This window comes from Thainema salinarum CENA647 (assembly GCF_057732415.1).
The window spans coordinates 3,862,660-3,888,100 of the sequence record NZ_JBYJZJ010000022.1; the positions used below are offsets into that span (position 1 = coordinate 3,862,660).

The window sequence follows — 25,441 nt, forward strand, 5'->3', positions numbered from 1 at the left end:
ATGAAGCGAAAAACACTTCCCAACATTAGAATTGGCACCATGTTTGTGATCAGTATGATAGGTCTTTGGTTTCTCCAAAGACCTCAACTGAATAGTTTAATGTATCGAGACCAGGCTTTATCCGATGCTGAATATTCTGAGCAAGTTGCGCGCGAGGCAGCCCAGATTTCTCTACTAAGGAAGGTTCCTGTTTTTGGCTTCGAGAATTTATTTGCAGATTGGGTGTTTTTGCAGTTTGTTCAATATTTTGGCGATAAACCTGCTCGGCAAGCAACTGGATTTCACTTGAGTCCAGAGTATTTTGATGTTGTCTTAGAGCGCGATCCTCGGTTTTTACAGGCTTACTTTTTTCTATCTAGTGCCGGGTCTCTTTATGCGGGTATGCCAGAGCGCTCCGTCGAGATTATGAATCAACATTTGCCAAAGCTTGAGCCAACTGTTCCCAATCAGGCATATTATGTTTGGCGCTACAAAGGCATTGATGAGTTATTATTTTTAGGAGATACAAGTGCGGCCCAGGAATCATTTTTAACTGCAGCCGATTGGGCAAGTGTATACGATGATCCTGAAAGTCAATCGATTGCCAATTCAGCTCGTCAAACTGCACAGTTTCTAGCGCAAAATCCAGATAGTCGCTCAGCTCGGATTTCAACTTGGGTCATGGTGTATAACAACGCCTTCGATCCAACAACACAGCAATTTGCTATTCAACAAATTGAAGCATTGGGTGCCAGCATTTCTATTGATGAAAATGGCAATCCTACGGTTCGATTTTCTAATCAAGATTCTGCAAGCCAACCATAAAAAATAAGTAGAAAACAGCTTTTTATTGACTTAGCTGAGAATATAGTGGTCTTACGCAGGATCTGAACACAGATAAAGCTGAAACCCTTATCCAGCAGCAGTCTTGTTGCCAAATTTGTTCATATTCAGACTGTGACCGCTATATTACTCAAATGTTTAGCAAAAAGATGTGTATTGGTCGATAATTGTGAATATTCTTGCAGTTTACCTAGCACGATTGGCTGCGATAGGGAGAATTGCCCTAATAGTTACTTTAGAACGGTTCTAAGGAAAAAATTTGGGTAATGGTATTCAGGTAATGATTTTTGGATGTGTGGGCACCGCCCACACATCCAAAAATCATTACCTTTTGAGGACTATCGGAATTTGTAGTTTTCAGACTGCACTGTGAGACCTTGAGTTGGCGATCGCAGATCTAACGGCATGATCTTTCCTGAACGATATCGTATGATTGAGCTGCTTTACGAAGGCAGCAAGGTGATTGTCTATCGTGCGTATGACACTGAAACTCAGGAAACAGTGGTGCTGAAAACGCTGCGATCGCACCATCCTAGCCTGCACGATGTAGCCAAGTTAAAGCATCAGTATGAAATTCTGGTTCGTCTGGATACTCCCGGCGTGATCCGGGTTTATCGCTTGGACGAATATCAGCGGCGACACTGGCTGGTGCTGGAGGATTTTTGCGGTCAGCCACTGGATCAGTTGATTGCTCAGTGTCAAGAAAGTATCGCGTTTTTCCTCAATCTGGCCTGTCCGCTGGCGCAATCAGTTGGGGAAATCCATCGCGCTGGCATTATCCATCGTGATCTAAAGCCGCAGAATATTTTGTTTGATCCTAGCAGCGGTCAGGTCAAGCTCATTGACTTTGAGCTATCGCTCCCGTTCGATCAGGAAATACCAGCCGCGCAGGCAATCAATCAGTTAGAAGGAACGCCGCTCTACATGGCTCCTGAGCAAACAGGGCGCATGAATCGGGCAATTGACTATCGCTGTGATTTTTATACGCTGGGTGCGACATTTTACCATCTGCTGACGGGTCAGCCTCCCTTTAAGGCTCAAGATCCAATGGAGCTGGTTCACTGCCATATTGCCAAGCTACCACTGCCGCCTATGGTGCTAAATGCCCAAGTGCCAGCGGTTTTGTCGGATATCGTGCTCAAGCTGCTGGCTAAAATGGCGGAGGATCGCTATCAAAGCGCAACCGGTTTAGCGGCTGATTTAGAACACTGTCGGCAAATGATGGTTGAGCAAAGTGCGATCGCATCTTTTCCCCTCGCTCAACATGACCAGTGCGATCGCTTTGAGATCCCGCAAAAGCTTTATGGACGAGAAACCGAAGTTCAAACCCTACTGCACGCCTTTGAACGGGTGAGTGCTGGAGCGATTGAGCTGATGCTGGTATCGGGCTTTTCGGGGATTGGCAAAACAGCGCTGATTCATGAGATTCATAAGCCGATCGTGCGGCAGCGGGGCTACTTTATTTCTGGCAAATTCGATCAGCTTCAACGCAGTGTTCCGTATGCTTCGCTAATTCAGGCATTTCGGGGACTGATTCGCCAACTGTTAGCCGAATCAGATAGCCAAATTGCCCACTGGCAGACTAAGCTACAGGATGCCCTAGGTGCCAATCGTAAAGTGATGGCCGATGTTATTCCCGAAGTGGAATGCATCATTGGTGCATCCCCCGACGTACCGACACTTGGCCCAACGGAAGCCCGAAATCGTTTTAACCAGGTGTTTCAGCAGTTCGTCGAAGTGTTTGCTCAGCCAGAGCATCCGCTGGTGATATTTTTGGACGATTTGCAGTGGACAGATTCGGCTTCGCTGCAACTGATGCAAAACCTACTCACCTCTAGGCAAGGCAGTCACTTGCTGCTGATCGGAGCCTACCGAGACAGCGAGGTATCAGCCGCGCATCAGCTGATGACCACCCTAGAGGAACTAGAGCAAGCTTGGGTCAGGATAACTGAATTGCGGCTCAGTCCGCTGTCCCTAGAGGACATTCAGCGTTTAGTGGCAGAGACGGTACAGCATTCAGAATCAGCCGTATATAATCTGGCCCACTTGCTACAGGCCAAAACCCACGGCAACCCATTTTTTATCAAGCAGCTGCTGACGTATCTGCATGACGAACGGCATATCACCTTTTACTGGCCGACGGGTCAATGGCAGTGGTCACTACCGGAAATTGAGCAAGTACCTATCACAGATAATGTGGTGGATTTGATGATTACTCGGTTGGAACGGTTGGCGAAATCAACCCAGCAGTTACTCCAGTTGGCCGCCTACATCGGCAACCAGTTTGATTTGTTGACCCTGGCTGTGGTCGCAGAACAGCCTCCACTTGCGATCGCACAAGTTCTCATCCACGCCATTCAGCAAAAGTTTATTGTCACTCAGGGTAACGCGCATCAGCTATTGGTAGCGCTGGATACCCACGAAGCCGTTCAATTTCTACAACGCGGGGACTTTGAGCTTGCCTATCGGTTTGTGCATGACCGGGTTCATCAAGCCGCTTACGAATTGATTCCAGAGGGAGATCAGCAGGCCGTTCACTTGAAGATTGGCCGTCTCCTGCAGCGCAACCTAGCCCAAACAGCATTTGCTCAAGCGACTGATGATCGGATTTTTGAGCGGGTTAATCAGTTTAACCAGGCATTGCCGCTCCTAGTCAGCCCTGCAGAACGGCTGCAAGTAGCAGAATTAAATTTGATCGCTGGTCAAAAAGCCAAAGCAGCGGTGGCCTATGAAGTAGCCGTCCGCTATTTGCGACTAGGGCGGCAGCTCTTACCCACCGACAGCTGGGCAACACAGTACAAACTGACCTTTGACCTCTATCGAGCAGGACTAGAATGCGAATATTTAGGCGGCAACTTTGAGCAGTCAGAGGAACTGTTTCACGTGCTGATGCTGCGATCGCAATCGGTGATCGAAAAAGCGGAAATCTACAGTTTGCAGCTGGTGCTTTACACCAGTTTGGGAAAATTTGCCGAAGTGATTGCACTGGGTAAGGATGGCTTAGCATTACTGGGTTGGCAAGTGCCCCCAACACCAGCTGCCGTCAAGCGAGCGGTCAAGCTTACGGCAGCAGACATCCGGCTCAGACTGCTGCTGACTCGAATTCCCGATTTAGTTGATTTGCCCGTTTTGACTGATCCGCTTAAGCTGGCGCAGCTTAACCTGATGGCTCAGGTGATTCCGGCCCTCTACTATACGGATATCAATCTATCCAACCTGTTCTACTTGCAGATGTCGCTGCTGTCGCTAAAACACGGGAATGCACCCGCTTCGGCAGTTGCCTATCTAGGATTGGGCCGCTTTTTAGGCGAATACCATCGGGATTCAATCGCCCGCTATGACTTGGGCAAGCTAGCGCTGGCACTTGTGGAAAAGTTTAATTACCAGCCGCTGTTGTGTAAAACCCACTTCCTCTTTGGCGGATTTATCAACCACTGGACCCGCCACTCCCGCACCGATATTCATCATCTCCGAATGGCCTATCAGGCTGGCGTTGAACACGGCGACTTGAACTGGGCCTGCTATGCCAACAACGTTATGGGAATGCGCAGCTTTAGCTTGGGATTGCCGTTGCCCCAGCTAGAGCAGATGGCACAGCAGCATTTAAACTATGCCCAACAGGTAAAAGAGCAGTATACGCCCTGCTTTTTTGTCATAACTCGCCAGCTGGCGCACTGCTTGATGGGGAATACTCTCTCACCCTGTAGCTTAAGTGATGCTGAGTTTGATGCGGAGCAGCACTACCAAACCCTAGCGGCTCATCCGGGACTGGTAGGGCCACTGAACTGGTACACTGTCACGCAAACGTTCATTCACTATCTACATGGCGAGTGCGATCGCGCATTAGAGTTTGCTCGCCAGTCGGATGCAACCATTTATGCTGCCATTGGTTTAGTGCGAGTGGTTGAGCATACCTTTTACTACGCACTCTGTTTAGCAGCGGTCTATCCCAGCCTGGAGGAAACTGAGCAAAAAAAGTGCTGGTCGCAGTTGCAGGATCACGTTCAGCAACTACAGCGGTGGGCCAAAGACTGTCCCGATAACTACGACCATAAATGGCGACTGGTGCAGGCCGAAATCGCCCAACTGTGCGGGCGATCGGCGCAGGCCCAGCAGCGGTACGAACAGGCAATTGAATCGGCGCATCAGCACGGTTTTATTCACTATGAAGCTCTGGCCAATGAGCGCCTGGCTCACCATTACACCCAACGGGGAAATCAGGTCATCGCTCGGGCTTATTTAGCTGAGGCCCGTTATGCCTACCTCCAGTGGGGTGCGATCGCAAAAGTGAAAGCGCTAGAAACAGAGTATCCCTACTTGGTAACTGGGGGATCTACCTATCAAGCCATCAGTGAGCGCTCGACGGCCCAACAGGGATTAGGTAGTTCAACCATTGAACGCAAGGCAAATCGGCTCGACCTCTACAGCGTGATCAAAGCGTCTCATGCTATCACTCGTGAGATTCAGCTGGAGCAGTTGGTTAAGACACTGATGCAGGTGATCATTGAAAATGCAGGGGCACAACGGGGCTGCTTGCTGCTGCCAGAGGGCGAACAGTGGATCATCAAAGCCTGTGGCAGCACTGGTGAGGCCACCATTCCGGCAGCGCAAATTGGCACCATTCCCCTGCGGGAACAGGTGCCGCAAAGCGTTGTGAACTATGTGGCTCGGACAGCGGAAAGCCTGCTGCTCAATCAGCCTCATTTGGAAGACGGGTACGCCAATGACCCCTATATTCAGCAGCATCAGCCGCAGTCGCTCCTATGCTGTCCACTGATTCACCAAGGGATGGCGGCGGGTATTATCTACCTGGAACATGACACAGCAGCACATGTATTTACACCAGAGCGATTGGAGCTAATCCAACTCCTGTCGGCCCAAGCTGCGATCGCACTCACCAACGCTCGCCTCTACGCGCAGCTCCAGGCCAGTGAAAATCAGCTCACCCAGTTTTTAGAAGCGATGCCCATTGCAGTAGGTATCCTCGATCAATCGGGCAATCCTTACTATGCCAACCGTCGCGCCGTGGAGCTGCTTGGCAAAGGCGCTCTCCCAAGCGTGCCATCGGCTGATATTGCTCAGGCATATCAGATTTATCACACCCAGCAGCAGCGAATCTGCGAACCCCATGAGATGCCGATAATTCAAGCGCTGTCAGGGCAGACGAGTACAACCGATGCACTAGAGATTCGCCATCAGCAAAAACGGATTCCGATTGAAACCTGGGCTGCACCCATTTTTGACGAGCAGGGCAATGTTATCTATGCGCTGACGGCGTTTCAGGACATCACCGAGCGTAAACGAGCGGAGCAGATTTTGGCGGATTATAATCGCGTGTTAGAAACGCAAATTGCTGAGCGAACCGCCGCCCTACGAGAAAGTGAAGCGCTGCAGCGGGCGATGTTGAATGCAATTCCCGATTTGCTGATTGTGGTACGAGCAGATGGTACCTATTTGGACTGTCTGAGCCGTGGTCACTCAGAACTCTTAAGCCATGACTGTTCGGTGGTCGGTCGCCACGTGACTGATGTCCTGCCTGCGGCTTTAGCCCAACAGCGGATGTACCACGTTCAAGCCGCCCTGAGTTCCGGCCAGCTTCAGGTATACGAGCATCAAATTTTAATCTCTGTGGGTCTAATTCCCCGTGGCTTGCCACGTTAGTGGTAGCGCGGGAGTGCGTCCCGAAGGGCAAATTCCGTAATGCCCCGTCCGCTTGCGGCGGGGATAGGAATTTGAGCGCCCCGCGAGATTTACTTGACGATCAGCTCCACTATGAAGAAACTCGAATCGTTAAGCTAGCGGACAACCAGGCGTTGGTGATTGTGCGAGACATTAGCGATCGCAAATCGGCAGAGCTGTCTCTCCAGCAGGCCAACAAAGAGCTAGAACGACTGGCCAGCGTTGATGGGCTGACTCAAATTGCGAATCGTCGCCGCTTTGATGCCTATCTGGCGCAAGAGTGGAAACGGCTTCAGCGCGAACATCGACCGCTGTGCCTGATTCTGTGCGACATTGACTATTTCAAGCTCTATAACGACTACTATGGTCATCCGGCAGGCGATGCTTGCTTGGTACAGGTTGCTCAAGTGCTGCGGCAGTCACTGAAGCGTCCAGCAGATTTGGCAACCCGTTACGGTGGGGAAGAGTTCGCGCTGATTTTGCCCAATACCAGTGCAGCAGGGGGAATCACGATCGCGCAAACCATTCAGCAAGCGCTCTACGAGCTGCATCTGCCCCACGTTTACTCAACCGCGAGTCACCAAGTTACCCTCAGCCTGGGGATTGCCAGTTGGATTCCCCAACCGGATCAGTCTCCTGCCAATCTGATTGCAGCAGCAGATGCAGCGCTTTATCAGGCAAAACAGCAGGGCCGTAATCAATATGCGATCGCAGATGCCACCGAGTCCACCAACTAAAATAGACTTTATCGGAAATTGTTTTGTAGCGCGGCGGAGCCGCGCTACAAAACAATTTCCAACCCCAAAAACTTTATTTCCAATAAAGTCTAATCAACAAAATGGTTTAATTGTACTTTTACCTCAGCATATACTGCTAAAATCTCGCCAGGGTTACGCCGATTTTAGGGTTGGGATAAGTCATGGATTTTCTAACACGTTGCGATCGCAGTTCCCTCGGCAAGGTGGTCAAATCAAACTCCCACTGTGACTACGTCGTGCAGTTGCACGATGTCTATGACGTTGAGAATCCGCCAGCTCCTGAGGATTATGGCTTTGGTCAGTTTGTCAAGCTGGAAAAAGACGGTCGTCACTGGGCCGTAGGCTTGATCTACAACTCACAGTTGTTTAATCCGCTGTTTCTCAACAGCGGCCCTCGCCTATCTAGCGAACCCGATCCCGTCTTTACGCCCGATTTGATTAGCGAAGTGCGCACCATGCTCGGCACCGTCCTGGTCGGCAGCTTGGAAACCGATCGTGAATCGGCTCAATCTTATGGTCTGCAAGGAATTCCGCGCGTTGTCGTACCTGTCGATACGCCCGTCTACGCCATGACCCACGAAGAAATTTACCATTTTCACCTCAACCGGGCGGGGCGTCCCCAGTTTTGCTATTACAGCCATATCCTGCGCAGCGGCGGCGTCTTTGCTGCACAGCTAACGCAGCAGGTTTTGGATGAGCTGATCGACAGTAAGGTCTTTGATGGAGCAGACCAGCGGGCCTTAGAAATTCTCTGTAAAGAGCTGTCCTGGAAAAATACGATGGGCGCAATCCGATAGTTCAAACCTAGTTGCGCAAGGATTGGGCTCCTTGTGCAACTAGGTTGTATAGGGGTTCTAGATAAGAACGAGAGAAGAGAGTGCCTCATCCTGAGGCGCTCTCCTCTCTCGTTCTCTCACTCTTAACTGGAATCACTATATGACCAGACTAGAGAAAAATCACGACTGGAGAGGAATTACCAAATTCGCACTTGCGTGACGGCGATGTTGCCCGAAAAGCACACATCAACGTCTGCCCCCGGATCGCGATCGCGGTTGCCATATTCCCCGACATAGCGAAAGTTGCCGTCTTCAAATGAAAACTCTACAGGCAGAGGCTGGGTACAGGGTGAACAGAAAATCATCTCTGGATCCGGCTGATCGGGAGCTATATGGGGCAGATTGACGTTCCAAAATGACCCAGTAGGCAAAGACTTATCCAGCAGTACCGTCAAAACCTGAGCCGTTAAACGAGCTGCCACCGACCAGTCAATGGTTCGCCCCCGCTGAATATAATGGGATACCGCAATACCGGCTTTGCGTAGAATAGCCGCTTCCCGTACGGCTGCCACTGTACCCGAAACATGAATATCGGAACCGAGGTTACCTCCCGCATTAATTCCAGACAAGACAATTTTGGCGTCTGGACAAATCGGCCCAAGCCCCACCCGCGTACAGTCTACTGGCATGCCACTAACCGCATAGGCATTGTGCGATCGCGCTTCAACTGCGATCGGTGATTTGGTCATAAACTGATGGCTACAGCCCGAACGATGACTATCCGGGGCAACAATAATGCCGGATTCACCTGTTACCTGCTGCAAGGCCTCACGCATTGCCCAGATCCCAGGCGCATCAATGCCATCATCATTCGTCAAAATAAAAGACATGCCAGGTATGAAATCAATTAAGGTTTACAAGCCTAAGGTTTAGAGTGCAAAAGAGGTTAGAGAAACGAACACCGTTCGTTTCTCTAACCTCTTTCAGTCGGTTTATTGATGACTGGATAATGCGTGCGAGAGATACTCAGCAGTTGCTTCTACAACCGGAATCGCGCTGTCGTAAATCATCCGCGTCGGCCCCAGCACCCCCACACTCCCCACAGGCAGCGTTCCCCGGTAATAAGGCGACGACACAATAGCACAGGACTGCATCGGCTCTAGCGGATTTTCGGCCCCAATACGCACCGTCACCCGCCGCGTCAGCTGATTAATCTGCATTTCATCAAAAATCAGAGGCCAAAGCTGATCAGGCTCCTCTTCTAGAAGCTGAAGAATCGCTTGAAACTGCTGGGTTTCTGAAAATTCTGGCTGCCGCAGTACTTCTGATAGACCACTGATGAAAATTTGGGTCGTACTCGGAGTTTGCGTGCGGCGATTGAGCGCCTGTACGGCAACTTTGATCAAATCGGCGTAGCGCTGAAACTCCTGATCTAACTCCTGCCAGTCCAAATTAGCTACGTCCGATAGAGAGCGCCCTCGTAGTTGATGATTGAGGAAATTGGACAGCAACTGAAGTTCGCTATCAACCAATTCAGCAGACTCCAATTCTTCCCCATCCAGTTTGGGTAACTGCACCAGATTGGAATAGGACTCATAGGAATCCAAAACGACGATTAACAGCACCTGACCTGGGTTCACCTGCACGAGCTGAATATGCCGCACCTGAGACATTTTGAGCTGAGGCATCGTGATCAACGTGACATAACCACTCAGAGCTGCCAGCAGCTGAGCAGCACCTCGCAGGATGGCTTCCAAGCTCCAGTCAATCCAGTTCAATCGCCCTTCCAATAGTGGATCTACCTGACGCGCCAGAATATCAGATGGCTGCATCAGGCGATCCACATAAATCCGATATCCCGAATCAGATGGTACACGCCCAGCAGAAGTATGGGGCTGAAACAACAGGCCAGCCCGCTCTAAATAGCTCATAGCATTGCGAACGGTCGCTGGGCTTACGTCTAATCCGTACTCATCAGCTAAGGACTTAGAGCCAACGGGTTCAGCCGTGGCAATATAGTGGCGGATAGTCGCCCAGAGAATATGCTGTTGGCGATGACTAAGTTTCATAGCGATGAACGTTGACGCAGAATCATGCTGTATTCTCAGTTTGGTTGGCTAATTGCAACTAAGATAGCAGATCCAGATGGAGTATGAGGTCACTCCCAATAGCGTCAACCAATGTTGAGTCAGTGGGTTTCGGTAGTTAAGTATCACCCATCTGTTATATGCAGAGCTATTCTAGCCTACCAGTTCAGCCACACTTAGTTCGGCTTGCAGTACCTGAGCATTAAGCTGATCACTAATGCTGATCACTAATCAGGACTAACCGTGTCTGACGCGGTTCATCCGCTTGCTAAGCCCGTTCATAGAAATAATCAAAGCGATCGTCTATACCTTGAATCACCAGCCGCATCGCTCTATCGGGCACGGCAATGCGTCGTCCTTGATTATTTTGTAGCAGTGTAGCAGGTTACGCTCGTCTTACAGCGTGCAGAAAGCGTGGGCAAAAGGGCAGGCTCTATTGCTGTAACTGAATTAAGTTTTGCTGAACTTGGTTAGCCAGGGCTGGATTGTTTTGCACTTCTTGCGTCATCAGATTGAAGGTCGTAATCGACAGGCCATAGCGCTCAACAATCTCGACGGACTGGTTGCAATAGCGAACTGCGATCGCACGGGCTTGGCGATTCAGTCGAGACAAGCTGTTCGGTTGATGGCAGGCAATCGAGGGCACCTCATTTGAACCCAGCGCTACCTTGATTTCTTGATACGCTGATTGGCGCAGCGGCTCAATTTCTAGCACAGCTCGGGAATAGTTCATCAGTTGCTGAGCACTGAAATTTTGGGCAAATGCCGCAGTCTCAAAACTTGGCTGCCAAGAACTAGTCTGAAAGCTGGGTGCTAGCCCAGACACCACACCGGCCAGAGATAAGGCTCCGATCATCAGCGAGCGAGTAAAAGCAGACTTGATCATAGAACGGTGAGAATGAAAACGAATGCGGCTCATAATCAGTGTGTTCAATTGAACCCAGTAGGATAATGTTAAACAGACTCCAAATGAAGCTTGCCGTTTCTCATAGATAGAGCTGACTGGATGAAGTAGCTCATAGGGTAGCTCATGAAATGACCAGTTTGGGTCATCCAGCACTCAGTTGCCACTGTCAGAAATGAGATCTGGAAGTTTCAATGGACACATGGAAGAGGTAGAATTCTGGTCAACCGGCCCTGGGCAGATTGACACGCTACCCGATATACTGTCTGAACCCAATCAGGGATGAAAAGTTCCAGACTTCGCTGAAGATATCGCAAATCACAGGTGGTCTATTGTCACATTGCCACTTGTCTTCCACCTCCATACTTCTATAGATCTTGTATAGATTTCGATTAGATGCTGATAAACCCCACCTGGTCAGCCTTGATTGTATAAAATCCGGGCGCGAAATTTAGTTATGAGGGAGTAATACGGGAATTTGCGCAAAAGGCATGTAGCCAGTACTACAGCTATTTAGTTTGGCTTAAAAAATGAGCACTGTAAACAAAAATCAAGATTTGGTGTAGAGCAGCGTAGCCACCACGGAATGTCTTTCCCGCCTGACGAGTCAATCAATCCACCGCCATAACCAAGCGTCGAGACTCAGTTATCGCCTGCGCGTCGATATCTGCTGGGGCTGGCAAACCTGGCACAGCTCAATCACTTTGGTTTGTAAAGTGGCTTCTGGTTCACCGCCAAACTTAAGGCTAAATTCAAGTTCTAGCAAAATCGGTAACGTAGCCTGTAGCTGCTGCGATGTGAGAGACTGCACTTCTTTCCGCAGAAAATAGACCCGCTTGGGATTAGGAATTTCCGCCGCCTGTGCGATCGCACGTTCATCCCGCTCACCACTTTCCACCATCAGCTTTATCCAAAGCCAGGTGCGGAACTGGCGTACTAGAGTCGCAACAATCCGCAACGGCTGCTCATTTTGACTCAGCAGATCGGCCACTAAACCCAAGGCATCAGGGGTTTTACCATCGCGAATTGCCGCCGCAAGCTGAAGGCTGTTTTGATTCGTGGCTGTCACCAGCGTGGCAACGACATCGGCACCCAAGGGAGCAGTGGGTTGATCTGTGCTGCCTCGCAGAGAACCGCAGGCATACAAGCGCAACTTTTCCAGCTCGCTCCAGAGCTGGCGCGTATCGTTACCCACGGCTTCAGCTAATTGCTCAGTGGCTTCTGAAGTCAGAGCAACACCGACGGATTTGGCAGTGCGCTCCACCTGCTGAATCAACTGATCCGTATTCCAGGGCGGGATCGGCGAGAACTCACGCACTTCGGCGTATTTTTTCAGTAGCTTGGTAGACTTCAGCCGTCCATCCGGTTTATTGCGGCTGGTCATTAGGAAAACCGTTGTATCGGGGATCTCCGGTAGCGTTCGCTCCAGTTCAGCCAGTAGCGCCTCCGAACAGCGCTGAGCAATCGTCGCGTCCACCAGCCAAACCAACCGTTTACCCATGCCAAACGGTGGCGTCATCGCCTGATTCAGCGCTTGAATGGGGGCTTCAGCCGTTTCGGACGGGATCTTATCATAGTTAAAACTGGCCCATTGGGGATCAAGCGTGCGATCGCGCAGAGTTGTTACGGCCTGATTCAGGCTAAACTCGTCTTCTCCCCAATAAAAGTAAACTGGCATAAGGTCTTTTCCAAAGGAGCGTTAGGTTTGGACGACACCTATCAAGTGTATGTGAATCGATTGGCAGGAATGATATCTCGCGATGCCTATTACAGCCAAGCGCAGAATATTCAGTCCTCTAGCAAATATCAGCAAACTGACTCGGGACGGTGGCAAGCCGCTAGCTTTCCCGGTTACACCGTCATGACGCCAACTTGGCAGGATACGCCCGCCAATACCAATCAAGCGGTGTATCAACGGCTACAGGATCATCAAATTCGCTTAGTGGAAGCCGTTCCACCGAATCTATTCGTACCCGTGCCAGCCGAGAGCTTCCATATCACCATTGCTGACCTGATTTGGGACGATGCCTACCGCCATGCTAGCCAGGATGACAACTTTGCGACGCAGCTTAAAGAACGGATTACCGATTCGTTTCTAAAAAGCCAATCCCTCCGCAGCACCGAGCCAGTTGAATGGCAGATTCTGGGCTTGACGTTGAGGCAGCGTGCGATCGCAGTTGGCCTGGTTCCCACAAACGAAGCCTCCTATAACCGAGTCTGTACCCTACGTCGTCAGATTTATCAGAACCCCGATCTGGTTGCGCTGGGAATTGAGCAGCAGTACCATTTCACCGCGCACATTACACTGGGCTACTTTGCCGACGTTGAGGGCGCAAAAGCCTTCTGGTCAAAGAACGGGGCAGCGGGTGCCGGGGAAGAAGTGCAATCCCATCCCTTTGCGGCTGAGATGAGCCAGATTTTAAGCCAGTTCAATGACGAGTGGCTGAATCCCGACAATCCTGCCGTAATGACCATCAATCAAGCTCAGCTCTATCAGTTTGACAGCATGACTCAGTATCATCACCCGTCTGATTGGCCCGCGTTTGCATTCATGCAGGGGGTATAGTATCTCCCATGTCCGCACCGCCGCTGCTGCATCCCATTCTTCAGCAAAGTTTTGCCGTGATTGATCACGAAATTGGCGATCACAATTTTGACCCCCAAACCTATGCCATTGTGCAACGGGTAATTCACAGCACGGCAGATTTTGACTTCAAGCATCTGCTCTATGTCAGCTCAACCGCGATCGCAGATGGTCTGTTGGCTCTCACTCAGGGCGCACCGATCATCACCGACGTGACAATGGTGAAACAGGGCATTGTCGGCATGGCCTCCCGCACCTTTAGCAATCCCGTGCTCGCTGCCATCGACTATGCCCAGGAACCCGAACCGGATCAGACCCGTTCGGCCAACGGCATGATCCGCTGCTGGGAACAGCATCCTAACGGGATTTTCGTGATTGGCAATGCGCCGACTGCTTTGCTGGCATTGTGCGATCGCATTCAGCAGTCCCATATCAAACCTCCGTTAGTGATTGGCGCACCCGTGGGATTTATTGCCGTTGAAGAGTCCAAGCAGGTACTGGCTCAAACCGACGTGGCTCAAATTCGGCTAGATGGGCGCAAAGGCGGATCAGCGGCGGCAGCGGCGATTGTGAATGCGCTGTTGGTTTTAGGAGTAAGGAGTGAGGCGTGAGGAGAGAGGCGTAAAGAGAGTTGAGACTGTGAAAGGCTGTAGAGGAAATTGAGGTAGGGGCGAATGGCATTCACCCTACGCAAATGTGAAATGAGAATCACAAGTAGAGTGTGTTGAGTGAAACAAAACGTACTAATTAAAAATTTTGCCTCACGCCTCACTTCCTTACTCCTCACACCTCACCATTAGTAATGGAGTGAGCAAATTTTGAGTACTACGCAAGTGCAAACAACGCCGATCCAGGTTATTGGCATGGGTTTAGACGGCATGGCGGGGTTGCCGTTGAGTTTGCATGGGCGGATTGCTGAAGCGACGGTGCTGGTCGGGCATGAGCGGTATTTAGCTGGCATTGAGCAGTCCAAGGCGCAGCGGATTTGGCTGGATAGTTTTACAGAAGGGATACGTCAACTGCGCCAAATCTGCGATTCTCTGCGAGGTAACACAGCCGAACGCGCCGCTTCTAACTCTGGGCAAACGGATGATCAAGTTGATCAGATGGATGGCCAAACGAAGCTTCTGTCTGAACGAATTGTTGTCATTGCGTCCGGCGATCCCTTGTTTTTTGGTATTGGTCGCTTACTCCTCCAGCATTTTCCTGCCGAGTGGATCACGTTTCATCCCCATCCCAGCTCGATTCAGCTAGCGTTTAGTCGGATCAAACTACCGTGGCAGGATGCCCACATCGTCAGCGCTCACGGACGGTCGCTGGATGTATTGGTGCAAACGCTGCAAAAAGGAGCCGACAAAATTGCGGTACTGACCGACCCCACTCATACGCCGCGTGCGATCGCAAAACTCGTCCAATCGCTCCAGCTACCCAACCGCTATCGGCTGTGGGTCTGTGAAAACTTAGGCGGTGAAGCGGAGCAGGTGCAGGCATTTTGGCCAGAGGAACTTATCGCCCTGCCGGACGCGGCCTCTCTGAACGTGGTAATTCTGCACCGTCAAGCCCAAGCCGTTCAGCCCGTTGATCCAGCCCAGCTACCGCTGTTCGGTATTCCCGATCCGCTGTTTCTCAGCTTTCCAGACCGACCGGGTTTAATGACCAAGCGAGAAATTCGCCTGATGATTTTGGGCGAACTGGCGCTCCAGCCACAGCTGACAATTTGGGACATTGGCGCGGGTACAGGATCGGTGTCGATTGAAATGGCGCGACTGTCCCCTTCTTCCCAAATTTATGCCGTCGAGAAAACGGCGATTGGCCAATCTCTGATTCAGCAAAACTGCCAGCGTTTTCAAGTTGAAAATGTTGCGATCGCATCGGGTCACGCCCCGGATGCGCTAGTAACTTTACCCAATCCCGACCGAATTTTTATTGGTGGCAGCGGCGGTCAGCTAGCGGAAATTTTAGATCACTGCGGTGCGGCACTATCGGCCAACGGCATTATTGTGCTGGCATTGGCTACATTTGAGCACTTCAGTACGGCGATCCACTGGTTTGATCAGCAAACTGAGATACACTGGCAAACCCATCACACCCAACTGCAAATCGCCCGCTCAGTTGCTGTCCAGTCCCTCACCCGCTGGTCGCCGCTCAATCCGGTCACGTTAATTACAGCCCAAAAATTGCCCCCAAACTGATCCCCGTTCCAAGCAGCAACACCAGCGGCATCAGCCCAAACAGCGGCTGTTCTAGCGTTCCCGTCAACCAGGCTGGCCCTTTACCCGTCAATTGGTAAAGCTGCGCTGTGTCTAAACAGGCCAAGCTCCAGATCCAGCCGCTATGCAGTCCCCACGCTAGTCCAATACTGCCACCGTCTACCCAGCGAGCGGCGACTAGCACCATACCCATTAGCCACAGCCCTAGAAGCTGCGGCACTTGCTGTCGTCCTTCCCATAGGACATGGGACACTGCGAAAATGACGCTTGCGATCGCAGCCGCCCAGCCAACTGCAAACTGGCTTTGCAGATGAGTTTGCATATAACCACGGAAGATGAGTTCTTCTGTAAAGCCAATCCAACTGGCCAGGAGAAAAAGTGGAATAATAATTGCTCTCAACTGAGGGTGTGGTGCAGTGCTGGCCAAAGATGCTACATTACTGCCCTCAGATTGATCATAAGATTGTGCTTCAAACTGATCGCGAAACTCACTTTGATTTTCTAGATCGCTTTCTGTAGAACTCTGCGCTAAACGTTCAGTCGAATTTTCTGTCAGCAACGAGATAGAAGTTCTTTGCGCTCTCCAACCTAGCCCAACTTGTAAGCCGACCAAAGCCGCAATACCGATGACACCAAATCCCAAACCTTGACCAAACGATACAAAAAATTGCATCGTCCAGCTTAATCCATTTTGCTGAAAAGAACTATTCTCTACAGCTATAAATCCCCACAGTAAAAATGGCGCAATAATATAGAGCGAGGTTAACAGTGGGAGCTTTTGCTGAGGGGTAGCAGGTTGGAATGGTCGCCACTTTACTCGTCCCGCAATTGCGATCGCAATTGGCAACCATAAACCAAGCCAGCTCAGCAAAAAAAGAATCACCTGAACAAAAGCCGGTGATTCTTTCCAAAGATTAATTAAAAAATTCAATCTTGTCACAGCAACAAGCCGAAGTCACGATTTAACGTCAATTTGCACATCTACGATAGTATATCGTTGCAAATCGCCGTTGCAAATCATTATCCCTTGCCGTTTTCTTCTGATTTGTCGCTATCTAGCTGAATCAGATGAATGTGCTTATACCCTAGCTTGATTTCAAATTCATCGCCGGGTTTCAGATTCATCTCTTGGGTATAGGTTGAACCAATCACAATTTGTCCATTCTTGTGAACGCTAACGCGATAGGTTGGCTCCCGTCCCCGGCCATCTTTGGTGCCTTCTGGATTGAGGGAAACTCCTCTTGCCTCCAGCAAAGCATTATAGAACTCGGTCAAATTGACGCGAGTTTGGTTGTTTTTCGTAGTGCTGTAATATCCACAGTGTCTAGCGACTTCTCGCCGAGACAGATGTGAAAGTTCTTTTACCTTTTGAAGCAGCGCTTTTCCCGTAAGTGGAGCAGAGGATGTCTCAGCCATAAAACAGTCCAATTATTTTTCTAAACTCTAAGATAGCAAATTATAGATCGCTTTCATCGAGAATTTCATCGAGAAATATAACATTAAGTCTACAGATTAAAGAGTGAGTGATTGGCAAGATCAGATAATTTAATCGACTTAAAAAGGAAGCTACAGCTGTGCTGATAGGAGCCGAGGAAGAAAAAGTATCAGTCTATGCTGAGATATCTCTGAGTTATATCTCTAAATTTGAAGGAATCCATATTTTGCGGCTTATAAATCTGGATCGAAGAAAGAGCATTTTATCGCCAAATCGTAACGACAAAATATCTTTCGTGAGTTTGAGGTGGAAAATTTGAGGGTCTTACCCACCATTACCAAATTCACCCAATCCAATTAAGGCTGAGGCTACTCTCGTTTTCAGCGTGATCAGGATTTAGCTAATTTGAGATGTGCCCATTTTGCACTTTATATCGCAGCGGCAAAATGGTCATTTTGGATTTTCGGATAAACGGTAAGATAGCCAACTTTATTTTCGCCAGAGATGAACAAAATGCTACTGACGGGAAAAAAGCATTTAGGTTAAAGCACTTAGGCTACTAAGGAGCGTGAATTAAATAGCCTGTCAATCATTCCATCCGTAGGGACACGGCAATGCCGTGTCCCTACCCCAAAGATTTCACCTTATTAAATTCACGCTCCTAAGCGAATCTTGCTGTTGCGATCGCACATGATTTGTAAAAGAGCTGTCAAGCTGGCAGAGAAGGGGCGTTTTGTCGTTACATTGTGACGGCAAAACGCCCCTTCTGGGTTGAACACCGGATATGACTTTAGAGTTTTCTTTACTCACGCTTTATCAGTTTGTTTAGTTTATACGTGTATTTTCGGGCAAGAGTTGAGCCATGTTCATCAGCATGACTACGATGGGCGCAATGACTTGTCGTCACTGCATGTAACCCATGCTTAATCAGGCTTACATCAGTCGGAACAATCAGGCTGATGATGCTGTGCCATGCATTAGCTTCATGCATTAACTCCATAAAATCTGGGTTCGTTCTACTTTATGGACAGTTGGGTGTAAGAGATATGAGGCGGACTACCTTTTTAGGATTAGCTGCGATCGCAGCCTTAACAGCTTGTATCGTTATCTTCATACATGGAGAAGTTAGGTCGAATCAGCGAAATTATCCGACACCTGATGTCTCAGGCGCTCTCGAAACGTCCTTTGCGGAAGTCTGTTTGTCGCCTAATGCTGAACAGCGTCCCCCTTGGGAATGCTATGAAATCTCTGCTGCTGGAGAAGAGTATCAACCCGTTGAAATTCGCCACTCCGATGGAGAAGTGCATCGAGTTTTGACCTTCAAAGATGGAAATCAAACAAAGTTTCGGTTTACGCCAACCAAGCCAGGAATTTGGTCATTTAGTACCGGGGGAGAACTCACCATTGATGCTGAACGGCCCGACTATGCCAAAGGGTTTGTGGCAGCAGCAGGGCAAAAGTGGATTCGAACCGCCACTGGTGAAGCCTTTGTGCCGCAATTTGTTATGTATGACAAACCGGATCTGGATCAAGCACTAGACGAGTTTGTTGAGGGCCACGGATTTACCGGATTTCATCTGACAAACTTGCGTGATTTTCTGGCAAATCCCCAGTATTTTGAAGCGGTCGTTCTCAAAACTTATCGGCGGGGCGGTGTCACCCATTTCTGGATTTGGGGAGATAAACAGAGAAAGCAAACGCCTAAGACATACGGCATTGATAGCGAAAAGCTCTACAAAGAAATTGCTGCCCGTTTAGCCCCCCTGCCGGGTTGGACGTTCAGCTATGGCTTTGACTTGTTCGAGTGGGCCAGTGCTAGAGAGCTAGAAGATTTACGGACAAAATTGAGGTCTTACACCAGCTACACACATCTATTTGGTGCACGCGGCCACACTCACGAATACAAAGAAATCAGCTCGAATCTAGACTATGCCTCTTGGGAGTGGCGTCGTCCGGTATACGAAGACTACCGAGACCATCTCACGAAAGCAGGGGATCGTCCGGCCTTTTCAGAAGACCGCTTTCGGATTCGGACTCCTTCCCGCTATCCCGATAAGGATTATGACCCAGAACGCACCTATAAGGGGCTTTGGTATTCGATGATTTCTGGTGGCGTTGGCAATATCTGGGGGCATAAACCGCGCGATCTCGAATTTTCTGAACCCTATCCCAATAAAGATCAAATCAAAACCTACAGTGTGTTTACCCGCAAAAACTATACCGTTGGTATGCAGCCAGATAACAGCTTGATTAACGCAGGCTACTGTTTGCGAGATGGAGCGATCTCGGCGATGTGTTATGCCGAAAATACCCATAATATCCGTTTACAGCTTGATGCACTGTCGGCTCCAGTCCAAGTTTTAGCCGTCGATGCTAAAGCGGCCTATCAGGAAATTGAGCTACCGAGCCAAGGTGGGCGAATCGAATGGCAAGCTCCCCGTCGTTCTGACTGGGCCATTGCGATCGCACCGTTGGCATCGCCAGCAGCCAACTAACCCCAACTTCAGCACTCCCATCACGCTCATCCTTTCAGCCACTTCATTAACAAATTCGTATTAACTAACCGCCCAACTCTGGTGGAGCCGATATTAAGATGACGATATTTGATCAAACCAATCCTTCCAAAAATCAATCCAAGCTGACACTGCGATCGCAGATCACCCAGACACATTGGATTATTCCAGGCTTAATCTTTGGTTTAGCCACCATCTTGAGACTCTACGCTTTAGGCGAAGAGAATCTTTGGGTTGATGAAATGAATAGCCTAGAAGACTCCAAGTATTTCTCTTGGCTAAACCCTGGAGTCAGGCCGCTCTACTACAGCCTGCTTCATATTTGGATGCAGTGGTTCAATGATGAAAGTGGCTGGCGGCTTTTATCAGTGATCCTGGGCATTGGTTGCGTCGTCTTGACCTATGACCTGGGCCATCGGCTCTTTGGCAAGAATATTGCCCAACTGTCATCTCTTATGATGGCCATTTCGCCCATTTTTATTAATCACTCTCAAGAAATCAGGATGTATCCTCTGATGGTCTTTTGGGCGATTTTGGGATCGATTGCGCTACTAGAATACATCGATCGGCCGAGTTATTGGCGCGTTGCAGCTTGGACAATCTGCCGCCTGCTGGCGATTTTGGCCTTTCCAATTAGTATCGCGCTGCTAGTGCCCGATGGCCTGATTCTAATTGTCCGATTCCGCCAGCAGCGCCGTTGGCTGTTTTCCGCTGTCTCAGGCGTATTGTTTATTGGCGCAATGCTCTTGCCCATTGCGTTAACCCAGCTCGCGCAAAAAGCCCAAGACTACTACGCTCTACACGGAGATGGTGGGGATGAGGCTTCTTTCTCAGTGGTTTCTGTAATTGCCAAACTAACCAGTTTTACCGTGTTTTGGCCACTGGAAACCCTGAATGATCGTCCCAGCCTGCTGCTGTTCTACAAAGGCATAACGCTGCTTTTGCTTCTCGTGCTCGGTATTAGCCTACTGGGAATGCGGCGGAATAGGTCACTACAACTTGCGGCAACATGGACAATTGGTGGCCTCGGTTCCGTTCTTTTGGCGGACATTCTCGTTCTGGGTGGCAAAGCATGGATTACGCGCTATCTACTCTTTGCTGCGCCGTTTGTCTTCATTTTGCTAGCCGTAGGTTTATCACGGCTTTGGAGCTGGCATCGCTGGGTTGGTGGTGCGGTTGCTCTCCTATATATCTTGGCCGTTTGGCAAGGTTTAGCCTACTACTACAGCACGGCCTATCGCGATGACTGGCGCGGATTAGCACAAGCCATCCAGCCAACGGCTTCTCCCGAAGCGATTGTCTACTATGCACCGGATGACCATTTGCAATATTCGCTGCCGTTCTACTACGACGGTAAGGCTCCACTGCATATAGTTAGTCGATCGAATAAAGAACGGGAAGAAGCAACAGTACTAACTCCAGCAGATTTAGCCGATCTGCCCCAGAATCAAGAACGCCTCTGGTTAGCCTGCTGGTCGTTTTGCCACGACGAAGCCGGAATTGATCTAATCGCCCAAACAGTTTTGGGTACCGAGAGTACAATCAAATCTCAACAATCTTTTCGAGGTCATGCTCCGGGTTCCGCCCGACGACTTGAGCTACTGGTGATTGAACCTGAGGTTGCTCAATAACCTGACATCTGATTAATCAACCTATTGCTTCGTGGCCAAATCTAAGTTGCGATCGCAGATATACACATACATCCTCTTACCATCTGTGCCAAATAGAGTGGTCATATAGGCCACTGTCTCATCATTCTATGGTTATCTGTCATCTTGCACTCTGCAAAGCTTAAAACCCGAAGATAGTTATAAGACAGCCCTACTTTAGCTATGAAATAACCATCTTCAGGTTTTATAGTGATTCCAGTTAAGAGTGAGAAAACGAGAGAGGAGAGTGCCTCATCCTGAGACACTCTCCTCTCTCGTTCTTATCTAGAACCGCTATATAGCCTTTCCTGGGCTACTGAGGTACAAGCTGTGAACTTAAGAATCTGTACGGCGAATATAGCCCTGATCGTCAATCACCAAAGGCGTTTGTGGAAAATCGCTTTGAGTTAGTGTCCGGACTAGATTGACGGTTTGGAAATAATCATCCAAATAGGGAATACCGCTGTCGTCAAGTGCGATAGGAATAATCCGACCCATTTGGAAATCACCTTGTTTGTCAAGCTGGAACTGCAAGATCATTGAGTTGCCTAACGTACCCACGGTAGACAACGTGCGATAGCCCATAAAATTACCCAGCGAATAGGCAATCAGCTTGCCCTGATAGAGTTCCATTGCGCGGGGAACGTGGGGGCCATGTCCTAGTACGACATCGGCTCCGGCATCGATCATGGCGCGGGCAAACTGGACAGAATTACCGCGATTTTCAGAATAAAAATATTCGGTTTCGTTGCGAGTGTAAATGGCATCGGTTCCCTCTGCCCCTGCATGCACCGAGATCACCACGATATCAGCATTTTCAGACGCTTCCTTGACTAATGCTTGACCCGCAGCAATGTCATGCATTGAGTTGTGATCGTCCAAGTAGCTAAACGCGATGTAGGCCGTTTTGATGCCTTTGACGTCTTGATAGACGATTTGGTCTTTGCGACCCACAGCTTGCATCCCAGACTTTTCAATGTTTTCAATCGTGTCGTTAAATCCCTCTTCATAGAAATCCATTGAGTGATTATTGGCCACACTCAGTACATCAAAGCCTGCAGCCTTAAGAATTCCAGCGTAGTGAGGCGGCGTCCGGAAAGCGAACGTCATGCCCTGGCTGACATCTTTGGCGCTACTTGGATAGTCGGTTAGAGTACTTTCAAAATTGCCAAATACGATATCGGCCTCAGCCAGATAAGGCTGCACATTAGCAAACAGCATCCCTAAATCACTGGGCAAGCGAGTGTCAGGAAAGTTAGTGCCTGGAATAATGTCTCCCACGGCTTTGAACACAATCGTATCGGCGGCAATTGGATTAGCAGCAGCATCAGAACTGGCATCTTCAGCCGGAGCAGCGGCACTCGGTTGAGTCTTTGGCGAGGCAGCAGATTGAGCAGCAGCTTCTGCTTTCGGCTCTGTGTCTGATGCAGCCGGAGTTGAATTCGTGTCTGACTGATCAGACTCCGTTGCAGGATCGCTTGTCGTGTTATCAGCCGGATCTGCTGCTGGGTTGCTAGTGGGAGCAGCGGGTACACCAGAACTGCTGCCGAAATAGGGCAGGTCTTTGTTCAAAAGCGTTTCGTCCTCCTTCAGCGAAGGTGGAGGAGCGGGTTCGAGAGTCTCAATTGGGGTTGGTTCATCAGTCCCATTGGCTGACGCTCCGCTTTCAACCTGCACGTCTTCAGCAACGGGTTGAGCAGCATTATTGAGCTGTGTCCGCAACATTACACTCAAGCCTGTTCCCAAAACGAAACTGGCCGCAATTAAGCCTAAAATGCCGTAGCGCCAGACTTTTCGCTGCGATGGACGGCGAGAACGGCTGGGCGATTTTGGGGCTGACTGTTTGAGTGTTGCTCGTGGCGGGGCAACTGGAACAGGTGCAACTGGTGCGGGCTGAACATCTAATAGAATCTCCTCTTGCCAGTCTGGTTGCCCATCACCAGCCCGATGGCCGTAAATCTGCACCACACGAATGTTCGGTAGCCCCAAACAGAGCAGAACTGCACGGGTGGTATGGACATGTAGGGTTCGTTCTGGAACGTGACTAGACTCTAGATGAATATGCAGCCGATCGCCCTGTTTGGAGACAGTTGCCCAAACCTGCTCTAGGACAAAGGCTTGGTTGAGTATAGAGGCGATGGCCTGGGTGTTTCCCTGTCTGGCTTGAGCCAGAACCTGTTGCTGATCCGCTATCACTGCGCTCACACCATAAAATTTTTTCGCCTCTAATATTGGCGCTGACTCAGCAATTTGAGTCATACAAAATGTTAATAAAAACCATTTGCATCGGTGCAGTAAGCGGGTGAAACATGCTGATTCAGGTGCGATCGCACCTACACTCCCACCCACCGACTCAATATCAACAAGCCATGAAGTTGTGAACTAACGCAGCTTTTTCGCTGCTCGTCAAAGTAGAGCTGCCGATCGCTCAGCCAGTTTTGACCGCTCGCCTTTCAACAGCGTGACATGTCCCGCGAGCGGATCATCCTTAAAACGCTCAATCACGTAGGTCAACCCATTACTCGCCGCATCGACGTAGGGATTGTCAATTTGATCGACATCGCCCGTTAGCACGATCTTGGTGCCTTCGCCTGCACGGGTCAGAATCGTCTTCACCTCATGGGGCGTCAGGTTTTGCGCTTCGTCAATGACAAAGAACTGACGCGGGATCGTGCGGCCTCGAATATAAGTCAGCGGCTCGATTTGCAGCAGACCATGTTCAATCAGCTCTTCATGGCCCCGTCGCCAGTGAGCCGGTTTACCAGTTGTATCCTGAGTGCCAAGAATCAAATCAAAGTTATCGTACAGCGGCTGCATCCAAGGCGTCAGCTTTTCAGAGACATCCCCTGGTAAATAGCCGAGATCCCGCCCCATCGGCATAACGGGACGGGCAATCAGCAGCCGACTATAGACATGCTCATCTGCCACTTTACTCAGTCCAGCTGCGATCGCAAGTAGCGTTTTCCCCGTACCGGCCTTCCCCACCAGCGTCACCAGCGGAATTGAATCCTGCAGCAACAGTTCTAGCGCAAACTTTTGTTCCCGGTTGCGGGCGCGAATGCCCGACACCCCAATTGTTGGTAGTTTCAACAGCGGAACAGCTTGTTGAATCGTGCCATCAAACACCGCCAGTGCTGTGTGAGATGGATTACTCGTGTCAATCAGCGTTAACAACTGGTTGGCATAGAAGCGATTGGGGAGCTCAACCTGTCCGTCCTGATAGAACTGGGTAATCAAACCAGTTTCAACCCAAACTTCATCAATGCCTGTATAAAGCCCCTCAACATCCACCTTATCGGTTTCATAGTCTTCGGCATTTAGTCCCAAGGCATCGGCTTTGATCCGTAGATTGGTGTCTTTACTCACCAGCACAACCCGGTTATGACACTGCCGCTTCAGTTCCAGCGCTACCGCTAAGATCGAATTATCGGCCTGATCGCCTTCCAACTCCGGCGGTAGAGTCGCTAACGTCTCTCGGTGACACAGTGCGACGCGCAGTGTCCCGCCATTGCTCAAGGTAATCCCGTCAATCAAATGTCCTTGTTGGCGCAATTCGTCTAGCATACGCGACGTCTGACGTGCATTCCGCCCCGTCATTTCAGACTGCTTCTTGAAGCGATCCAGCTCTTCAATGATGGTAATTGGCAGCACCACATCATTATCTTCAAACCCCAAGAGTGCTTCTGGAGCATGCAACAACACATTTGTATCGAGGACAAAGACCTTTTTCATTACGTACGCTAACTAGATTGGCTGATCTCTATATTTTGGCATCAAAACCGAAGAGGTTATTTGACTACCGTTACAAGCTGATTTCTATCTTGGCAGACCAATAAAAAACCTGCTGGCTAGCACAAAAAATGTGAACTAACAAGCAGGCTACGGTGTGCAGTGTTTTCCAGCAGTCGCAAACCGGATGGATAGTCCGCTCTACGCTCTGGATAATGTCGGATGGATATTGAGATTGTGTGGATGAACGAACCAGTGGGATGAATCTAGTCGCAAATCTGGTGTGTGTGGGGTG

General features: G+C 49.8%; 17 protein-coding genes. 9 read left to right on the forward strand and 8 right to left on the reverse strand.

What is annotated here, in order from left to right; all coding sequences use genetic code 11:
• The 4 genes from AC286M_RS23775 to AC286M_RS23790 all read left to right on the forward strand — a co-directional run bounded on the left by AC286M_RS23775 (window position 1) and on the right by AC286M_RS23790 (window position 8,056).
• The gene (locus AC286M_RS23775; protein ID WP_488206750.1) at window positions 1–804 is read left to right on the forward strand and encodes a hypothetical protein; all 804 of its coding nucleotides are present in this window, start codon (window positions 1–3) and stop codon (window positions 802–804) included.
• Between the two features lie 423 nt (window positions 805–1,227).
• Window positions 1,228–6,483, forward strand: coding sequence for an AAA family ATPase (locus tag AC286M_RS23780; RefSeq protein WP_488206751.1), 5,256 nt, complete (start codon window positions 1,228–1,230; stop codon window positions 6,481–6,483).
• A 71-nt stretch (window positions 6,484–6,554) separates the two neighbouring features.
• Window positions 6,555–7,238, forward strand: a complete 684-nt coding sequence (locus AC286M_RS23785) for a diguanylate cyclase (RefSeq protein WP_488206752.1) — start codon at window positions 6,555–6,557, stop codon at window positions 7,236–7,238.
• 182 nt (window positions 7,239–7,420) lie between these two features.
• Window positions 7,421–8,056, forward strand: coding sequence for a DUF8166 family protein (locus tag AC286M_RS23790; protein ID WP_488206753.1), 636 nt, complete (start codon window positions 7,421–7,423; stop codon window positions 8,054–8,056).
• Window positions 8,057–8,232: 176 nt separating this feature from the next.
• Here AC286M_RS23790 and surE read toward each other — a convergent pair whose 3' ends face one another.
• From surE to holA, 4 genes are all read right to left on the reverse strand, one after another.
• On the reverse strand, window positions 8,233–8,925 hold the full coding sequence (gene surE, locus AC286M_RS23795) for a 5'/3'-nucleotidase SurE (protein WP_488206754.1): 693 nt from the start codon (window positions 8,923–8,925) through the stop codon (window positions 8,233–8,235).
• Window positions 8,926–9,027: 102 nt separating this feature from the next.
• Window positions 9,028–10,104 (reverse strand): heat-inducible transcriptional repressor HrcA, encoded by a 1,077-nt coding sequence (hrcA, locus tag AC286M_RS23800; RefSeq protein WP_488206755.1) that lies wholly within the window; start codon window positions 10,102–10,104, stop codon window positions 9,028–9,030.
• Between the two features lie 451 nt (window positions 10,105–10,555).
• A complete protein-coding gene (locus AC286M_RS23805; RefSeq protein ID WP_488206756.1) occupies window positions 10,556–11,008 on the reverse strand; it encodes a DUF4168 domain-containing protein in 453 nt (150 codons plus the stop codon).
• A gap of 664 nt (window positions 11,009–11,672) precedes the next feature.
• Window positions 11,673–12,704, reverse strand: coding sequence for a DNA polymerase III subunit delta (gene holA, locus AC286M_RS23810; RefSeq protein WP_488206757.1), 1,032 nt, complete (start codon window positions 12,702–12,704; stop codon window positions 11,673–11,675).
• Between the two features lie 27 nt (window positions 12,705–12,731).
• Here holA and AC286M_RS23815 point away from each other — a divergent pair, with 27 nt between their 5' ends.
• The 3 genes from AC286M_RS23815 to cbiE all read left to right on the forward strand — a co-directional run bounded on the left by AC286M_RS23815 (window position 12,732) and on the right by cbiE (window position 15,802).
• Window positions 12,732–13,592, forward strand: a complete 861-nt coding sequence (locus AC286M_RS23815; RefSeq protein ID WP_488206758.1) for a DUF1868 domain-containing protein — start codon at window positions 12,732–12,734, stop codon at window positions 13,590–13,592.
• A gap of 8 nt (window positions 13,593–13,600) precedes the next feature.
• Window positions 13,601–14,221 carry a precorrin-8X methylmutase gene (locus tag AC286M_RS23820; protein ID WP_488206759.1) on the forward strand — a complete coding sequence of 207 codons (621 nt, stop codon included), beginning with the start codon at window positions 13,601–13,603 and terminating at the stop codon, window positions 14,219–14,221.
• A gap of 207 nt (window positions 14,222–14,428) precedes the next feature.
• Window positions 14,429–15,802, forward strand: a complete 1,374-nt coding sequence (gene cbiE / locus AC286M_RS23825) for a precorrin-6y C5,15-methyltransferase (decarboxylating) subunit CbiE (RefSeq protein WP_488206760.1) — start codon at window positions 14,429–14,431, stop codon at window positions 15,800–15,802.
• Here cbiE and AC286M_RS23830 read toward each other — a convergent pair.
• Window positions 15,774–16,691, reverse strand: coding sequence for a CPBP family intramembrane glutamic endopeptidase (locus AC286M_RS23830; protein WP_488206761.1), 918 nt, complete (start codon window positions 16,689–16,691; stop codon window positions 15,774–15,776). The two genes, cbiE and AC286M_RS23830, sit on opposite strands and share 29 nt — an antisense overlap.
• 149 nt (window positions 16,692–16,840) lie before the next feature.
• Complete coding sequence (locus AC286M_RS23835) at window positions 16,841–17,236, reverse strand: AbrB/MazE/SpoVT family DNA-binding domain-containing protein (protein ID WP_488206762.1); 396 nt, start codon at window positions 17,234–17,236, stop codon at window positions 16,841–16,843.
• 1,065 nt (window positions 17,237–18,301) lie between these two features.
• Between AC286M_RS23835 and AC286M_RS23840 the strand changes: the two genes are divergently transcribed.
• Entirely contained in the window at window positions 18,302–19,750 is a 1,449-nt protein-coding gene (locus AC286M_RS23840) for a hypothetical protein (RefSeq protein ID WP_488206763.1), read from the forward strand.
• A gap of 98 nt (window positions 19,751–19,848) precedes the next feature.
• On the forward strand, window positions 19,849–21,399 hold the full coding sequence (locus AC286M_RS23845; RefSeq protein ID WP_488206764.1) for a glycosyltransferase family 39 protein: 1,551 nt from the start codon (window positions 19,849–19,851) through the stop codon (window positions 21,397–21,399).
• Between the two features lie 354 nt (window positions 21,400–21,753).
• On the opposite strand, the gene AC286M_RS23850 is transcribed toward AC286M_RS23845, so the two are convergent.
• On the reverse strand, window positions 21,754–23,622 hold the full coding sequence (locus AC286M_RS23850) for a CapA family protein (protein WP_488206765.1): 1,869 nt from the start codon (window positions 23,620–23,622) through the stop codon (window positions 21,754–21,756).
• 201 nt (window positions 23,623–23,823) lie between these two features.
• Window positions 23,824–25,149 carry a PhoH family protein gene (locus tag AC286M_RS23855; RefSeq protein WP_488206766.1) on the reverse strand — a complete coding sequence of 442 codons (1,326 nt, stop codon included), beginning with the start codon at window positions 25,147–25,149 and terminating at the stop codon, window positions 23,824–23,826.
• Window positions 25,150–25,441: the final 292 nt, after the last annotated feature.

Bases quoted from the DNA above. Each gene is read 5' to 3' on its own strand.
- surE (WP_488206754.1), bottom strand. From the start codon at position 8,925: ATGTCTTTTATTTTGACGAATGATGATGGCATTGATGCGCCTGGGATC.
- AC286M_RS23805 (WP_488206756.1), bottom strand. From the start codon at position 11,008: ATGATCAAGTCTGCTTTTACTCGCTCGCTGATGATCGGAGCCTTATCT.
- AC286M_RS23835 (WP_488206762.1), bottom strand. From the start codon at position 17,236: ATGGCTGAGACATCCTCTGCTCCACTTACGGGAAAAGCGCTGCTTCAA.
- AC286M_RS23820 (WP_488206759.1), top strand. From the start codon at position 13,601: ATGTCCGCACCGCCGCTGCTGCATCCCATTCTTCAGCAAAGTTTTGCC.
- AC286M_RS23845 (WP_488206764.1), top strand. From the start codon at position 19,849: ATGACGATATTTGATCAAACCAATCCTTCCAAAAATCAATCCAAGCTG.
- AC286M_RS23840 (WP_488206763.1), top strand. From the start codon at position 18,302: ATGAGGCGGACTACCTTTTTAGGATTAGCTGCGATCGCAGCCTTAACA.
- AC286M_RS23780 (WP_488206751.1), top strand. From the start codon at position 1,228: ATGATCTTTCCTGAACGATATCGTATGATTGAGCTGCTTTACGAAGGC.
- AC286M_RS23775 (WP_488206750.1), top strand. From the start codon at position 1: ATGAAGCGAAAAACACTTCCCAACATTAGAATTGGCACCATGTTTGTG.
- hrcA (WP_488206755.1), bottom strand. From the start codon at position 10,104: ATGAAACTTAGTCATCGCCAACAGCATATTCTCTGGGCGACTATCCGC.
- AC286M_RS23855 (WP_488206766.1), bottom strand. From the start codon at position 25,149: ATGAAAAAGGTCTTTGTCCTCGATACAAATGTGTTGTTGCATGCTCCA.
- AC286M_RS23790 (WP_488206753.1), top strand. From the start codon at position 7,421: ATGGATTTTCTAACACGTTGCGATCGCAGTTCCCTCGGCAAGGTGGTC.
- holA (WP_488206757.1), bottom strand. From the start codon at position 12,704: ATGCCAGTTTACTTTTATTGGGGAGAAGACGAGTTTAGCCTGAATCAG.